Here is a 14,978-nt window from a genome sequence, read left to right as displayed (position 1 = left end):
CCTCTCTAACTCACACAGAATTAAAGATCGAAACAAGATCATCGGCTAAATCCATTTTGATCAGCGATCTGCCTCAATAAGAATATTTATATCACCACACACCGAAAGCATAAGTTACATGTGCTGCATTTGGATTTAAAAAAGAATAAAACACTAATTACAGTTACACTGGAAGAAAAATTAGAATTTAATAAAAAGATCGTATTTTAGAAACCTTGATTTACAGATACCCGTAATTCAAGTTATAGCTCGAAACGTATCCGGCGGTAAATCCGCGTAGGGCGCCCTACCTTTCCATGAGCCAAAAAGGCTTCAAGCTCGCCTTGCTCTACACCTTTATCTAGATAACGTCTTGCGGTGCTCTTGCTGATAGAAAAACTCTCAGCGATCGCACTAACGCTGAGCTCCACATTAGCATGATAAAACTCATCCAAAATCTGCTTCAAAGTATGGGCATCGGTTGACGACTTTTTGTTACTCGGCACTCCTTTCTGAAACAACGCATCAAGCTCTCCTTGCGCAAGGCTTATTCCATGACTCAAGGTGTGTTGAACCAGCGCGAACTTCTCTAAACTTTGTGCAAAGCGTTGATAATCGAGTGGTTTGACCAAATAATCGAGTGCGCCGCAACGCAACGCTTTTTGCACGGTTTCAACATCGTTCGCCGCAGTCACTAAAATGCTTTCCGGCGGGTTGGGAAGTTTGCGCATCTGTTGCAGAAAATCAATTCCTAAACCATCCGGAAGGTAATTATCGATAATCACGAGATCGAAAACGGTTTGCGCCAGTTTGGAGTGCGCTTGGGCAAGATTCTCCGCAATCGCTAACACCTGAAACCGATTATCTCGGCTAATAAATTGGCTGTGCAACGCAGCGATATTTCGGTCATCTTCAATAATCAGTACATTAAACACCTTGTTCCTCCGGAAAATAGACCGTAAACACGGTTTCATCACAATCACTATCCATTTCCATGTATCCACCAGCTTCTTCGACAATCGACTGGACCAAATGCAAGCCAATGCCATGATCACGGAACTCACCTTTCGTGGTGTATCCAAGCTGGCATAAAACATCCAGCCCAACATTAATCACTGGCCCATTATTGGCAACAGCCAGTATGCGCTCGTATTCCGTTTGATACATTGCAATGCGGATTTGCCCATTATCTACCCGATGAAGTGCCTCTATGCTGTTGCTGACCAAATTTCCGACTAGGGTACTGAGCAGTTGTTCATCCAGCTTGCTAGGCAGTGAACGCCATCCATTTAACTCGTTGAGATCAACATGAATACCACGCTCTGACGCTTTACCTAAGTTGGCAAGTAACAATCCCGACACCAAAGGTAGAGACTGCAACTGAGCGAGTCTATCCATATTGGCTTGGCTTTCTTGCGCCTGTGACAACAATACTTCTAACGCTTGTTCAGCGTGGCCAAGTTGCAATAACCCCGTCACCGTCGATAACTTGTTCTGATATTCATGCCGAGTAACGCGAATTGAGTCTAGATAACTGCTCACTTGGGAAATTTTGTTCGAAAGCAGCTGCAACTCTTTTTGCGCCCGCAAGCTAAACACCGCCCCGTCACTACGATGATCGACTTGCAGGGTGACTCTTGTTAGCACCAGGTTCATGCCATTTACCCGAACAAGCTGGTCGATAAAGTCCTCTCCCGACAAGGCAAATGCAGCGCTATCAGGAATGTAGAATTCAACAGGCAGAGGAAGCGTCGCATCAGGTGGAATACTCAGTAGCTGCCTTGCGCTGTCATTTGCGAGATAAATCTCCCCGCGACAGTTAACCGCAACCAGTCCCTCATGAGCAGCTTGCAAGACACCTTGATTGGTGCGTAATGCTTGCTGTAGCTGCCAGGGCTCCAAATGCTGCATTTTGTCACGCACATAGCGTGAGAATCGCCATGCGGCTAGGCCTGAAACAAGTAAACTGAAGCCAGCAAATAAAAGGAGCGGAGAGAGCATTTGATCGTTGAGAACCGCGATGGATTGCTTCAAGTAACCCACTTTGATCATCCCAATAACTTCACCTTTGTGGCCAAAAAGCGGAGTAATGTAGCGCACCGAAGGGCCAAGTGAGCCAACGCTATGTGATAGATAAGACTCCCCCGTTTCAAGAGCATGTTCGATGTCGCCACCGACAACTGGAAAACCGATTCGGCTTTTTACGGGGTGTGCTAAGCGAATACCGTTTTTATCGCTCACGGTAATAAAATCAGCATCGGTCGCTTTTTGCAGCTGCTCCACAATACTTGTCACCGCAGCGGCGTCTTGCCTAGCCACGGCATCAAGCAGTGATGGCAGACGCGACAGTTGTTGAGACTGAACTTGCGCTCTGAGCGCGACTTGCTCTGCCAACACTTGGTTCAAGCGCTCCGTGCTCATTAGCCACCATCCAACAGAGCCCAAAGAAAGTGCGCCGCACAACAGCAGAGTCAAATGCATGGTAAAAGAGCGAGGGAATAGTTGTGTTGCCATGAGATCTTTTTCTTACTCAATAATTTCATAGAATACGGTCAAATCGACACAACTTCAGCGCTATTGATGGTGAAGTTGAACAAGATCCCAGTAATAACGTTAATGGCTTTTATTATTTTAATCACCCTTATCTCACCCTTTTTTCAAACAGAGTTAGGACTCGATTTGATAGTTTAAAAGCCAAAACCTCGAGCGGTCAGCTTTTTGATTTACAACAGGTTTCCATCTTCTACCACTGAGTAAGTTAGCAAAAAAACTAAGGAGTTTATTATGCTGACTTCAAGCAATATACGGCTACTCATGCTGGTCATTATCGGCGCTATTTTATGGTTTAGCCCAGTCCCTGAGGGGCTTACGCTTCAGGCTTGGCACATGATGACCATCTTCGTGGTCACGGTTCTGAGTTTGATCATCGCTCCACTGCCACTTGGAGCGATGGCTTTGATGGGATTGACCGCCGCGACACTATTGGATGTGCTCCCGATACGCACCGCATTAACCGGGTTTGCTCATCCAACGATTTGGATGATCGCCGCGGCATTCTTCATTTCGCGTGGCTTCATCAGCACAGGGTTTGGGCGACGCGTCGGCTATTGGTTTATCGCTAAACTGGGCAACAGTTCACTCGGATTAGCTTACGGACTGGTGTTGACCGATTTGCTGTTTGCACCTGCAACACCGAGTACCACCGCTCGCTGTGGCGGGATCATCTCTCCCCTATTTCGCTCAGTAGCCAGCGCTTACGACTCGGATCCTGAAAAAGGCACAGAAAACAAAATCGGCGCATTTCTTGTTCAATGTATTTTCCAATGTAATGCGATTACCTGTGCCATGTTCTTAACGTCTATGGCAGGCAACCCTCTGGCTGCTAACTTTGCTAAAGAGCAAGGTGTCGAAATCACTTGGGCGGGTTGGGCAATTGCCGCCATCGTACCTGGGCTTGTGTGTCTGTTTTTAATCCCGTTAGTGATGTACTACGTCTTTCCACCTAAACTGAAGAAAACCCCGGAAATGCGCCTGATTGCGCGCCAAAAACTGCAAGAAATGGGCGCAATGACACGCGATGAATGGATGGTGTGCATCACCTTTATCGGCATGGTGAGTCTTTGGGTTTTAGGTCCTACACTTGGTATTCACTCAACGGTAACCGCACTACTCGGCTTGGTCTTTTTGTTGATCACTCGAACCATCACTTGGGATGCAGTTCTTCAAGAGAAAGAAGCGTGGCATACCATCACTTGGTTTGCGGTCTTGGTGATGATGGCCGCTCAGCTCAACAAGCTCGGCTTTATCGCTTGGTTTGGTGACATCGTGGGTAATTCTTTGTCAGGATTTGAATGGGGGATGACCTTAGTCGTGCTGCTGCTGGTCTACTACTACAGCCACTATTTGATGGCCAGTGCCATGGCGCACATCAGTGCCATGTACTCGGCGTTCCTAGCCATTGCGATCGCAGCGGGTGCACCGCCAATGCTGGCTGCCATTGTGTTGGGTATTTTTAGTAACCTTTATATGTCAACCACCCATTACTCCTCTGGCCCTGCACCGATTCTGTTTGGCGCAGGTTTCTTGAGCCTAAAGAACTGGTGGAAGATAGGATTCGTTTTCTCGCTCATCGTTATTCCTGTGTTCTTATTCATCGGCGGGGCTTGGTGGAAGCTTCTAGGAATGTGGTAATCACGCAAAGCCCGCTGATGAAACAGCGGGCTTTTCCTTTACGACGCCGCTTTCGCCATCACGCGTGTATCCATTTCAATGTTCTGCTCATCTAATTGAGTCAAAGTTACTGAGATTTGCTCATAAACATCTAACGATGTTGCGTGGGTTCCGCCACAAGGGATCTCTGCCAACTGAGCTTCGTTAAGATCGCAGCGCCAGTAGCGCGAATCAGTGAGCGCATCCCCATCGCAGAAAACCTCAATACTCGATGGCAAGGTAAGCCACAACCGAACTTGCTCATTAACTCGACTCTCGATTGACTTCAAATCAGCCACGACATCCGCACTATTGAGGCCGCGCTTACGCAGTGTCTTTCCTAAGCGGTACTTGTCGAGGCAGCGATCTTCGGTCACAAAACTGGTTTCTTGTGCGTAACTGTTGAAGTCGTAGTAACCATGAGGATCTTTTCGGTCTGCATCCTTTCGCCAATACTGGCCTTCAACCAAGACTTTATTGAGTGCTAAATAGGCAATATGACCCGCACTGTGGCCTCGGCTCAGCGCATCTTGATAATGCTTATCAACGTTAAGCTCAACGTTTTCACCAACAGATAACTCCAACACGCCTTTATTTAAACAGTGGACGACCACAAACGCCCAACCTGCTTCGTTTCGCTTCACAGGGATCGCTTGACCGACATACAGCTCATTAGTCGCAAGCTCTACCGCCCCGACTTGGCAATCAACGACTGGACAACCGTTGAGTTGACCGCGATCGGCAGGATGGTCTGGCCAAATATGACTTACTGGGTGAAATGGCGTTTTATCAGTCACCACGTAGAGCAACTCCTCCTCTTGCTTGAGCAATTGAACCTTAGCGTCAAGCTGCCAGAGGTTGTGACAAAATTGGGTTATGGTTGGAGTAACTTGCATGCATTAACCTTTAAATACAAAAAAGCGCCACTGGAGAACAACGGCGCTTTTTACAATATATAAAATCTCTAGAAATTATCCGCTAGAGTTACTTCTTACGATTCTTCATCACACTCATTAGGCGCTTGCGTTTGCGCTCTTGAGAGAGTGTCATCTTATTCGACTTGCCTTCAAACGGGTTATCGCTGTTTTGGAAGATGATACGAATTGGCGTGCCCATGATCTCTAATGACTTACGGAAGTAGTTCATCAGATAGCGCTTGTACGAATCAGGCAGATCGTTTACTTGGTTACCGTGAATAACAACGATAGGCGGGTTGTAACCACCAGCGTGTGCATATTTCAGCTTAACACGGCGACCACGAACCATTGGCGGTTGGTGATCTTCTGTTGCCATCTTCATGATACGAGTTAGAACAGACGTACCAACACGTGTCGTCGCCGACTTATACGCTTCTTGTACCGATTCAAATAGGTGACCAACGCCTGTACCGTGCAATGCTGAGATGAAGTGAATACGCGCGAAATCAACGAAGCCTAAACGACGGTCGAGTTCCTTTTTCACGTGCTCTTTCACGTCCATATCCAGACCATCCCACTTGTTGACCGCAATAACAATTGAACGGCCAGCGTTTAGGGCAAAGCCAAGTAGGCTTAAGTCTTGATCTGAGATGTTTTCACGAGCATCGATAACAAGAAGCACGACGTTCGCATCTTCTACCGCTTTTAGCGTTTTAACAACCGAGAACTTCTCTACCGTTTCATTGATACGGGTACGACGACGAACACCTGCAGTATCGATCAGTACGTACTCACGGCCATCACGTTCCATCGGAATATAGATAGAATCACGCGTTGTGCCTGGCATGTCGTAGACAACCACTCGTTCTTCACCAAGAATACGGTTAGTAAGTGTCGATTTACCTACGTTTGGACGACCGATGATTGCTAACTTGATAGGTTGATCCTGCAGACGAGTAAACTCTTCTTCAGCTTCTTCTTCGCTGTAATCTAGCTTCTCTTCTTCGTCTTCAAACTCAGTCAAATCTTCGAGTTCGCCTTTGCTCTCATCCAGTAGCTTCTCGGCAAACGGATTCAAGGCTAGCTCGATCAATGCGGTCACGCCACGTCCGTGCGCTGCGGCAATTTGATACATGTTCTCTACACCAAGTTGCCAGAACTCTGCACTTGCTGCGTCAGCATCGATACCATCAACCTTGTTCACCACAAGCATGGATGGCTTTTCAAGTTTACGCAGGTGCTTGGCGATCGCTTCATCCGCAGCCGTTAAGCCAGCGCGACCGTCCACCATAAATAGCACTACGTCAGCTTCATCAATTGCTGCCAGCGACTGCTGTGCCATTTTGGTTTCTACACCTTCTTCCGTACCATCAATACCGCCGGTATCGATAACGATAAATTCGTGTTCACCAAGCTTGGCTTGGCCATATTTACGGTCACGAGTTAAGCCAGGGAAGTCCGCAACCAAAGCGTCACGAGTGCGAGTCAGTCGGTTAAACAACGTTGATTTACCAACGTTTGGACGCCCTACTAGAGCAACAACAGGTACCATAACAACCTCTACAATATACTTTTCTTTATGTAGTTATAGGTAACAATTCGCCTAAAATCATACTTACAGCAATTTACCTATAACCACACATAACTTCTTGTTTTCAAAACAAACAAACGGCTCCCAACTGTTACCAGCTAGGAGCCGAATGTGAATTATATCACACGATTACTCGTTGATCGTCAGTTTCTTTACATTGCCGTCACGCGTGGTAAGCACATAACCACCAGGAATAACCACTGGCGGTACAGCAAAACCACTGCTGTCGACAAGCTGCTTAGAAACAAACTCACCACTGTTGCGATCAATCCAGTACAAGTACCCTTCATTATCACCCACAACCACATAACCGTTAATCACTGTTGGTGCGGTTAATAGACGGTGCTCGAGACGCTCATTTTTCCACAGCTCAGTACCGCTTCGAGCATCAAATGCCGCGAGGTGATCTTTGTCTGTGACGACAAACAAACGGCTGCCGTCACTGGCAATATCGGTTGCTGATGAGTAATTGCGCTTCCAAGCCGGTTTACCCGAGCGCAAATCGATCGCAGTCAATTGGCCGTTATAGCCAATGATGTACAACGTGCTGCCCAATACAAGTGGCGTGGCATCAACATCAACTAGACGATCAATTTCGGTCGCACCTTGCGGTAAGCCAATAGGTTGTTGCCAAATTAGCTGACCACGTTCAGCAATCGCGGCAGCAAGACGACCATTTGCCGTGCCCCAGAATACCCCACCAGAAACGGTAACAGGAGCACTGTTGCCACGTAGAGTCAGGTTTGGAACTTCGGTACTAATGGCCCATTTTTGATTGCCGTCTTTTTGGTCAAGCGCGAGTACCGTACCTTCATTGGTATGAACAATGACAAGGTTGCTGTCTGTGGCTGGCGCAGCGAGTACTTCACCATCTACCGCAACACGCCAATTAAGTTCACCGGTTTCTTCATTTAGGGCAATCACTTCACCGTTTTCGCTACCGATAAAGAGTTGGCCGTAACCAGCAGTGATACCACCCGCAAGACGCGGAGAAACACCCTCAGCTTTGATGGTTTGCTCCCACAGCGTTTTCCCTGTTTCTGGGTCTAGCGCTTTAACCTTACCGTCACGACTTGCGACAAACACTTTGCCATAAGCATATTCTGGTGAAAGCTTGGAGTAGTAAGTGTCAACACCATTTCCAATGGAGTTGCTCCATACACCGCTTGGTGTGAACTCACTGTCTACCTGAGGGACAGGCGCCATGACAATGGTATCTTCTTCACTTGCACAACCTGCAAGAACACCGGTCAATACGGCCACTGCAAGTGCTTTTTTCAGCATTTCCTTCATGCTTTCGCCCTTACTTGGCTAGGTCATCCAACTTCATCTGTAGCGTCTGGCTCGCATCACCTGACTGCTGTGCTTCGGTGTAAGCTGCGTAAGCCGCTTGCTCGTCACCCTTGCGCAGTAGAATGTCGCCTTTTTGCTCTGCCACACGACCAGCCCAGCTTTCATCTGTAATAGCAGCAAGTTCACTTAATGCCGCATCAAAGTTACCTTGCTCAGCTTTCAGACGTGCTAGACGGTAATTGATCACCGACAGTACTGCCTCATCTTTGGTTGCCGTTTTTGCCCACTCGAGCTGCGCAAGCGCTTCGTCTAGATTGTTCGCTTCAACTTGTACTTTAGCCAGTTGCAATGCTGCTAGTACGGCATATTGCGTCTCTTTATTTGCATCAATAAAGCTCTGTACTGCTGCTTCACCCGCCGCACCGTTCGCAGCCAACTCTTGAACCGCTTGAGTGTAGCTTTCAGATGCCGCTTCTTGAGCCGCCGTCACCGAATCTTGATAGTATCGCCATCCGAACAGGCCACCAAGGCCAAGAACCGCGCCGAAAATAACGGCTTTACCGTTCTCTTTCCACCAATCTTTGATTGCTTCTACTTGTTGTTCTTCAGAATCGTAGAGTTCCACTTCCTGTCCTCTTACATCAAAAGTGGCAGCCTTAACTGCCACTCAAAAATCAAAAAATTAAACCAGTTCAGCCAGTTTAGCGACAACATCTGCTTGGCTCAGGGTATCTTGCGTACCGCCAATCAGATCCTTAACCACGACGGTATTGTCGGCAACTTCGTTCTCACCAAGAACGAGCGCAACCGCAGCACCTACTTTATCAGCGCGCTTAAACTGCTTCTTAAAGTTACCACCACCAAAGTGGCTCATTACACGTAATCCTGGTACTTGCTCACGTAGCGTTTCAGCCAGCTTCATACCCGCTAGCATGGTGCCTTCGCCCGCTGTAACCATGTACACATCAACACTGCGACGAACGTCAGTCAGTTCAAGCGTTTCTAGCATAAGCACCAAACGCTCTAGACCCATTGCGAAGCCAACCGCTGGTGTTGCTTTACCGCCAAGTTGCTCAACCAAACCGTCGTAACGACCACCGCCACATACTGTGCCTTGAGCACCTAGGCTTTCTGTGATCCACTCAAATACCGTGCGGTTGTAGTAATCCAAACCACGAACTAAACGCTCGTTAACTGTGTATTCGATACCTGCAGCGTCCAGAAGTTCACAAAGACCAGCAAAATGTTCTTTTGACTCTTCGCCTAGGTAATCAGACAAACGTGGCGCATCGCCAAGGATGGCTTGAACGTCTGGGTTCTTGGTATCCAAAACACGCAGCGGGTTTGTGTGCATGCGACGTTTGCAGTCGTCATCAAGGATATCAATATGCTGCTCAAGGAACTCAATCAATGCGGTACGGTAGTTAGCACGATCTTCTAGAGAGCCTATCGAATTCAGCTCTAAGCGAACATGCTTGTCGATGCCCAGCTCACGCCATAGACGAGCTGTCATCATAATAAGTTCTGCGTCAACATCTGGCCCCTCTAGACCAAACACTTCCACGCCACATTGGTGGAACTGACGGTAACGACCTTTTTGCGGACGCTCATGACGGAACATTGGTCCCATGTACCATAGACGTTGCTCATCACGGTTGATAAGGCTGTTTTCGATGCACGAACGTACACAGCCCGCAGTGCCTTCAGGACGTAGCGTTAGGCTGTCACCATTGCGGTCTTCAAACGTGTACATCTCTTTTTCAACCACGTCGGTCACTTCACCGATAGCGCGGCTAAATAGATGTGTCATCTCAACGATTGGCATGCGCACTTCGTTATAACCGTAGGCGCTGATTACGTTTTTCACTGTGTTTTCTAACTTTTGCCACAGTGGTGATTGAGTTGGGAGGCAGTCATTCATGCCTCGAATTGCTTGGATTTTCTTTGCCACAGTTGTTTACCGTAAAGTTGTCACCGTAATTTACGTTACGTTGAGATTAATCTTGTACTTTGATGTCAATACGATTCGATTCATCAAGCGTTGACGCTTTCGCTCGAATTTTTGCTTCCAGTTGATTGACGAGATCGTTGTTGTCAAAACGTTCTTTTTGACGTTTGCCATCTTCGTAGAAAGCACTCTTTTTATTGCTGCCCGCTAAACCAAGGTGAGAAACTTCTGCTTCACCAGGGCCATTCACGACACATCCGATAATAGAAACATCCATCGGGGTAATGATGTCTTCTAGACGCTCTTCAAGTGCGTTGACCGTGCCAATAACATCAAACTCTTGGCGTGAACAACTTGGACAAGCAATAAAGTTAATTCCGCGAGAGCGAATGCGCAGCGATTTAAGAATATCAAAACCGACTTTGATCTCTTCAACCGGGTTTGCCGCTAGCGAGATACGCAGCGTGTCACCAATGCCTTCCGCGAGTAGCATTCCTAAACCAACCGAGGATTTCACAGCGCCAGCACGAGCACCACCGGCTTCGGTAATACCTAAGTGAAGTGGCTGGTCGATCTTTTTGGCGAGCAAGCGGTATGAATCTACTGCAAGGAAAACATCCGATGCTTTGACACTCACTTTGAACTGGTCAAAGTTCAAACGGTCAAGAATATCAACGTGACGCATTGCTGACTCAACCAACGCTTCTGGTGTCGGCTCACCGTATTTCATCTGGATATCTTTCTCCAGAGAGCCACCATTCACGCCAATTCGGATGGGGATGTTTTTGTCACGAGCACAATCGACAACTGAACGAATTCGATCTTCGTTACCAATGTTGCCAGGGTTGATACGTAAACAGTCAACGCCGTATTCAGCAACTTTAAGCGCAATTCGGTAGTCAAAGTGGATGTCCGCGACTAACGGTACGTTCACTTGTTGTTTGATCTGCTTAAACGCTTCAGCGGCGTCCATGGTCGGTACGGAGACACGAACAATGTCCGCACCCACATTTTCCAGTGCACGGATTTGAGCAACAGTTGCTTCCACATCTGTTGTTCGAGTGTTTGTCATAGACTGCACCGCGATAGGTGCGCCGTCACCAATAGGCACATCGCCCACATAGATACGAGTCGATGGGCGACGTTTGATAGGAGATTCGTATTGCATAGTAATTTCTAAGGTAAGGTGAATCTTGCTACTTTGCCTGAAGTATACCCAGAAAGGTCGACAGGTTCACTTGCTAATGTCATTGAAACGTTTTCAGGCGCGCCTAAAACCAGTTTGTAAGGTAATTCGCCGCTCAACTCCAACGTTTCGCCTGCTTTCTTAACCCCAGTCGAAACGGTTTTGCCCGATTTGTCTTTTACTTGAATCCAGCAGTCACCTTCAAAAGTCATGACCAATAGGTTGGCCGCAACTTGAGGAACAGATTCTTCGACCGGCTCAGCTACTTCAGCGATTTCCTCCGCAGGCGTTACTTGCTCTTGTTGAGCCGTCTCTTGCGCGGTGTCAACGGTTTCTGAAGCTGGTACTTCAGCTACTGGCTCCTGAAGATTTGGCTCTTCAGCGACATTGAGTTCTGTTTCGTGATCGACCTCTGGAATGATTGAAGCAGGCAGCTCTGTCATTTGAGCGTTTTCAAGTTGCTGCTCGAGCTCAAGTTCTTGCTCAGTAACTTCCGTTAAATCCACAATGGAAGACTGTTGATTCTGCCACCACCAAACGGAGGAGATACCAACGATAACAAGAAGGATTCCCCAAGTAATGATCATGATTCTGCTGTCGTGTTTTTCACGCTTGGTCTGACGCGAAAAACTCTGCATTGGCTGTTCTTCGGTCTCAACCTTGTTGTGCTGCGCATACGCTGCAAGCACTTCTGACTCATCAAGTCCGACGGCCTTAGCGTAAGAGCGAAGGTAACCCTTAGTGAAAGTGGCAACAAGGTCGGTAGTAAACTGGTTACTCTCGATACTTTCGATGATCGAGACACGCAAACGCAAGCGATCGGCGATTTGCTTTTGGCTAAGTCCTAGTTGTTCTCGTTTTTGTTTTAGCAGCGTCCCTGCTTCGACGGCAGACTGAGTCTGCTCTGGTGCTGTCATGTCTTTTTCAGCTGTCATGGTCGTAATGGTTCTCTTGACTGAATGAGCGCGGTTTTCATCACTTTTGTTATTCGTTATGGGTAGTGACACATTGGGCCGACTCAATAATTATTCGCTGGAGCCTAACGCTCCGAATCAAACAACACTCCACAAAATTTCAAAGATGACTCTTTAGAGCGTTAACTATCAATTCTAATAGATATCAAGGATGAAACAACACAAGAGATGTGCATAATTTACAGTCAGCTCAAGGTTTTTCCGTAATTTGACACAATATCTGTGTCCCGATGTAACAAAAAAGCCAGAGCTAGGCTCTGGCTGTACAACTTTAGACTTAAGTATTACACCGCTTTTACTTCGATGGTGTCACCTTTCGCCGCTTTGATCATCGCAGTTCGTTTAGTACGGTCAATGACATCCCCGACTAATTGACCACACGCTGCATCGATATCATCACCACGCGTTTTACGAATCGTCACTGTGTGTTCGTATTGCATCAATGTCTTTTGGAAGCGATCGATTCGTGAATTACTTGGCTTCTTGTACGGTGACCCAGGGTATGGGTTAAACGGAATCAAGTTAATCTTACAAGGCGTATCTTTCATCAGCTCAGCAAGTTCGCGGGCGTGATCCATATCATCGTTAACGTGATCAAGCAGTACGTATTCAACCGTCACTTTACCACGGTTCGCATTAGAAGAGGCGATGTAACGACGCACTGACGCAAGGAAATCTTGGATATCCCAACGATCGTTGATAGGCATGATCTCACTGCGAAGCTTGTCATTTGGCGCATGAAGAGAAATCGCCAGCGCGACGTCAATTTTGCCTGTCATTTGATCTAGGCCAGAAACAACACCCGATGTTGATACGGTCACGCGACGCTTAGATAAACCAAAGCCTAAGTCATCGAGCATGATTTCCAGAGCGGGAATCAAGTTCTTCATGTTAAGCAGTGGCTCACCCATCCCCATCATTACGACGTTAGTAATAGGACGGCGGCCCGTCTCTTTCTCTAGACCAATTTCACGTGCAGCACGCCAAACCTGACCAATGATTTCTGACACTTTTAGGTTACGGTTGAAACCCTGTTGCGCAGTTGAACAGAATTTACATTCAAGAGCACAGCCAACCTGAGATGACACACACAATGTCGCACGGTCATCTTCTGGAATGTAGACCGTTTCAACGTCTTGGTCGCCGACTTTCATCGCCCATTTGATGGTGCCATCCGAAGAATGCTGAGCTTCAGCAACCGTTGGCGCTTTGATTTCGCAGCGGTGTTGCAACTTCTCACGGAGCTTCTTGTTAATGTTGGTCATGTTGTCGAAGTTATCGACCCCGAAATGGTAGATCCACTTCATAACCTGATCTGCACGGAACGCCTTCTCGCCGAGTTCATCAGCAAAGAACTTACGCATACCTTGGCGATCAAAGTCGAGTAGATTGATTTTTTCAGTGGTCATGTGGCCTCTCAAGCGACGGAACATTAATTAAGGGCGCGAATTGTACAGCCTTTATGCAGGGACAACAAGGGTTGTAAAGCCACGTATTTTTTAAGACTTTAATATCAAAGCGATTAAATTTCGTACAGAAACAAACAACCCGCCAATTCGGCGGGTTGTGGTGATCAATCGTTACTGGGCGATCTGTTGAATTTGCTCCACAATCGCTTTCAAGCCATTACCTCTTGAAGGGCTTAAGTGAGCGATCAAGCCGAGCTTGTCAAAGTAGTCGTCTACATCAAATGCCTGAATCTCTTGAACACTCTTACCATCGTAGGCGGCCATCACCAATGCAATTAAGCCGCGAACAATTCGCGCGTCTGAATCAGCGCAGAAGTACCATTTACCGTCCACTTGTTGGCTAACAAGCCATACTTGGCTCTCACAGCCAGATACTGTCACTTGATCTGACTTCAACGCATCCGACATGATCGGCAGCTTTTTACCCCATTGAATCACCTGGCGGTAGCGGTCTTCCCAGCCTTTAAAACCTTGCATGGTTTGAACGATATCATCAGCGCTAATTTCTTGACCAAATGGCGACTTTGCAAAGGGGGACATTCTTTTCTCCAAACTCGATTACTTACTGTATTTCTGAATCAGTTTTTCTACGATGCGTGAAACCGCGACAAAACCAAATGTCGCCGTCACCACTGTCGCAGCACCAAAACCGCTGGCACAATCCATACGCTTCGGTCCTTCTGCCGTAGATTTCACACCGCACACACTGCCATCTGGCTGTGGATACTTAAGTTGTTCGGTCGAGAAGACACAGTCGATCCCAAACTTACGTGCAGGATTGGTTGGAAAGTTATGATGGCGACGCAAAGTATCTTTGATCTTTTTCGCCAACGGGTCTTGAATGGTCTTGGTTAAATCGGCCACTTTTATCTGTGTTGGGTCGATTTGTCCGCCAGCTCCACCAGTTGTAATCACTTTGATTTTATTGCTGCGGCAATACGCCAATAGTGATGCCTTGGCTTTTACACTATCTATCGCATCAAGCACGTAGTCATATTCTTTACTCAAATACTCATGCTGGTTATCAGGCGTAATAAAGTCATCGATCAAATTCACTTTGCACTCAGGGTTGATAAGCTTTACACGCTCTGCCATGACTTCAATCTTGCTTTGCCCTACCGTTCCAGACATCGCATGAATCTGGCGGTTAATATTGGTCACGCAGACGTCATCCATATCGATAAGGGTTAGCTCACCAACGCCTGTTCTAGCTAAAGCTTCGACCGCCCAAGAGCCCACTCCACCAATACCAATGACACAGACATGCGCTGCGCGCAGGATGTCTACCTCACTGTGACCATAAAGGCGGCGAGTACCACCAAATCGTTGGTTGTAGTTGTCAGAAGCTGGAGTGTCGAGTTCGCGCATGGTGCTATCTTCCGCTAGGTTCGAGTACAAAAACAAAGAGTGCG

At 47.3% G+C, this 14,978-nt stretch carries 13 protein-coding genes; 1 reads left to right on the top strand and 12 read right to left on the bottom strand.

Annotated features, from left to right (window positions below):
- Positions 1-242: 242 nt before the first annotated feature.
- Together U9J37_RS00735 and U9J37_RS00730 are read right to left on the bottom strand one after the other, a co-directional pair.
- A complete protein-coding gene (locus U9J37_RS00735) occupies positions 243-914 on the bottom strand; it encodes a response regulator (RefSeq protein WP_005471477.1) in 672 nt (223 codons plus the stop codon).
- Positions 907-2,493, bottom strand: a complete 1,587-nt coding sequence (locus U9J37_RS00730; protein WP_005471527.1) for an ATP-binding protein — start codon at positions 2,491-2,493, stop codon at positions 907-909. Before U9J37_RS00730 ends, U9J37_RS00735 begins: the two co-directional genes overlap by 8 nt.
- A 270-nt stretch (positions 2,494-2,763) precedes the next feature.
- Here U9J37_RS00730 and U9J37_RS00725 point away from each other — a divergent pair, with 270 nt between their 5' ends.
- Positions 2,764-4,170 carry a DASS family sodium-coupled anion symporter gene (locus U9J37_RS00725; RefSeq protein ID WP_043886829.1) on the top strand — a complete coding sequence of 469 codons (1,407 nt, stop codon included), beginning with the start codon at positions 2,764-2,766 and terminating at the stop codon, positions 4,168-4,170.
- Positions 4,171-4,208: 38 nt separating this feature from the next.
- Here U9J37_RS00725 and U9J37_RS00720 read toward each other — a convergent pair whose 3' ends face one another.
- The 10 genes from U9J37_RS00720 to tcdA all read right to left on the bottom strand — a co-directional run bounded on the left by U9J37_RS00720 (position 4,209) and on the right by tcdA (position 14,934).
- On the bottom strand, positions 4,209-5,084 hold the full coding sequence (locus U9J37_RS00720) for a hypothetical protein (protein WP_005471498.1): 876 nt from the start codon (positions 5,082-5,084) through the stop codon (positions 4,209-4,211).
- 88 nt (positions 5,085-5,172) lie between these two features.
- Positions 5,173-6,657 carry a ribosome biogenesis GTPase Der gene (der, locus tag U9J37_RS00715; protein WP_005471526.1) on the bottom strand — a complete coding sequence of 495 codons (1,485 nt, stop codon included), beginning with the start codon at positions 6,655-6,657 and terminating at the stop codon, positions 5,173-5,175.
- Positions 6,658-6,825: 168 nt separating this feature from the next.
- Positions 6,826-7,989, bottom strand: coding sequence for an outer membrane protein assembly factor BamB (gene bamB, locus U9J37_RS00710; RefSeq protein WP_005471467.1), 1,164 nt, complete (start codon positions 7,987-7,989; stop codon positions 6,826-6,828).
- 10 nt (positions 7,990-7,999) lie between these two features.
- Positions 8,000-8,614, bottom strand: coding sequence for a YfgM family protein (locus U9J37_RS00705; RefSeq protein WP_005471593.1), 615 nt, complete (start codon positions 8,612-8,614; stop codon positions 8,000-8,002).
- A 57-nt stretch (positions 8,615-8,671) separates the two neighbouring features.
- Positions 8,672-9,940: a histidine--tRNA ligase gene (hisS, locus tag U9J37_RS00700; RefSeq protein WP_005471530.1), complete on the bottom strand. Its 1,269-nt coding sequence runs from the start codon at positions 9,938-9,940 to the stop codon at positions 8,672-8,674.
- Positions 9,941-9,986: 46 nt separating this feature from the next.
- Positions 9,987-11,105, bottom strand: coding sequence for a flavodoxin-dependent (E)-4-hydroxy-3-methylbut-2-enyl-diphosphate synthase (ispG, locus tag U9J37_RS00695; RefSeq protein ID WP_005471599.1), 1,119 nt, complete (start codon positions 11,103-11,105; stop codon positions 9,987-9,989).
- Between the two features lie 8 nt (positions 11,106-11,113).
- Entirely contained in the window at positions 11,114-12,058 is a 945-nt protein-coding gene (gene rodZ / locus U9J37_RS00690) for a cytoskeleton protein RodZ (protein ID WP_005471460.1), read from the bottom strand.
- A gap of 323 nt (positions 12,059-12,381) precedes the next feature.
- Entirely contained in the window at positions 12,382-13,506 is a 1,125-nt protein-coding gene (locus U9J37_RS00685; RefSeq protein ID WP_005471486.1) for a dual-specificity RNA methyltransferase RlmN, read from the bottom strand.
- 171 nt (positions 13,507-13,677) lie between these two features.
- Complete coding sequence (csdE, locus tag U9J37_RS00680) at positions 13,678-14,106, bottom strand: cysteine desulfurase sulfur acceptor subunit CsdE (RefSeq protein WP_005471553.1); 429 nt, start codon at positions 14,104-14,106, stop codon at positions 13,678-13,680.
- An 18-nt stretch (positions 14,107-14,124) separates the two neighbouring features.
- On the bottom strand, positions 14,125-14,934 hold the full coding sequence (gene tcdA / locus U9J37_RS00675; protein ID WP_005471489.1) for a tRNA cyclic N6-threonylcarbamoyladenosine(37) synthase TcdA: 810 nt from the start codon (positions 14,932-14,934) through the stop codon (positions 14,125-14,127).
- Between the last annotated feature and the right edge of the window lie 44 nt (positions 14,935-14,978).

The organism is Vibrio sp. 16, from assembly GCF_963681195.1.
Classification (GTDB): domain Bacteria; phylum Pseudomonadota; class Gammaproteobacteria; order Enterobacterales; family Vibrionaceae; genus Vibrio; species Vibrio sinaloensis_D.
The sequence above is the reverse complement of the archived record's forward strand: the minus strand, read 5'-3'. Positions and strand labels throughout refer to the sequence as shown.